The sequence below is a fragment of the Belnapia mucosa genome (genome assembly GCF_016775475.1).
Taxonomy (GTDB): domain Bacteria; phylum Pseudomonadota; class Alphaproteobacteria; order Acetobacterales; family Acetobacteraceae; genus Belnapia; species Belnapia mucosa.
In genome coordinates this window covers 1-1391 of sequence record NZ_JAEUXJ010000069.1, presented here as the reverse complement: position 1 = coordinate 1391, position 1391 = coordinate 1, and the positions used below count along the sequence as shown (strand labels likewise).

1 protein-coding gene is annotated in these 1391 nt (G+C 60.7%); it reads left to right on the top strand.

Annotated features, from left to right (window positions below):
• Nucleotides 1–260 precede the first annotated feature (260 nt).
• Entirely contained in the window at nucleotides 261–1253 is a 993-nt protein-coding gene (locus JMJ55_RS30375; RefSeq protein ID WP_202829338.1) for a Bug family tripartite tricarboxylate transporter substrate binding protein, read from the top strand.
• The last annotated feature ends 138 nt before the right edge of the window (nucleotides 1254–1391 follow it).

Sequence of the window (1391 nt, the reverse complement as noted above, 5' to 3'; positions counted from 1 at the left end):
CAGCCAGCAGGGTGAATCAAATTTCGAGGCCGAGAGGAATCCCCAATGACTCCGATCGGTCAGATTTTGCTCTAGCGGGGGCTGAGTTGAGATTCCCCAGTAGTCCGAGGTGCAGGCGACTTCGGAAGCGAGTAGCGGCTAACTACGTATCCCGCACTTATTACGAAGTAGGCGGTTACGGAAGGTGCGCCGTCACGGTTGGGGCGAAGGTAGGATAACCTCAGGCTGCAGTCCCACTTTCGGTTAGGGAGGATATTTTGATGTCACCGCAAAGCCACTTCGGCCGCCGCGCCTTCTTCGCGGCAGGCGCAGCTGCATCCGTATCGGGTGCACTCCGGCTCCAGCCTGCCATGGCGGCTTATCCGGAGCGCCCTGTTACCTTGCTGGTTTGTTTCCCGCCAGGCGGTGCAACAGACGTGCTGGCACGCCTGTTGGGCCCGCCGCTGAGCGAGGCGCTGGGGCGACCCGTCGTTATCGAAAATCGCGCAGGCGCCGGTGGCAACATCGGTATGGGCGCGGTCGCACGGGCGCAGGCAGACGGCTACACGCTGCTGGTTACCTCCAGCGTTTTCGTGGTGAACCCAAGCCTTTACCGCAGTGTTCCCTATGACCCCATCCGGGACTTCCAGCCGATCTCGACACTCGGAGCATCGCCGAACGTGATCGCGGTGCTGCCGAGCAGCGGCATCGACAGCCTGCAGGATCTGATCGCGCAGGCTAAGGCCCATCCTGACCGCTTCAACTATGCAAGCCCAGGCATTGGCACCACGCCGCATTTGGCTGGTGAACTCTTGAAGCTGCGCACCAGCATAGGCATGCAACATGTGCCGTTCTCTGGTGCAGGACCAGCAACGCAGGCTCTGCTCGCTGGAGCGGTGCATGTCATTAGCGCAGCTCAAGGCTCGATCGCGCCACAACTCAAATCTGGTGCATTCAGAGCATTGGCACAAACTGGCTCTGCGCGCGCACTTGATCTGCCAGATACGCCGACGTTGCAAGACCTGGGTATCCGTGATGCAAACTCGGAGACCTTCCTTGCGCTGTTCGCGCCGGCAGGTACAGCTTCGGTAATCGTGGACAAGCTTGCTGCTGAGGTAGTGTCTATACTGAAGCGACCAGACACCCAGGAGCGTTACCGTCAAGCTGGCGCTCTGGCAATTGCAGATGGACCCGAGGGCCTCAAGGCACGAGTTGCACGAGAGGTCCCGATGTGGCGCGAGGTCATCCGGGAAGCGCGCATTGCTGTAGAGTAGACGGTGCAGCATCTGACCTGCCCCTGATCGGGGATCCAAGGGCTATGAGAGACCTGACCCATGTGAGGCGCTTGGGTCTGGTGGTCCAGGTTCAGCGTTAGCCTTCGCCGGCCGTCGAACCCCTCGTCGACCCGCAAG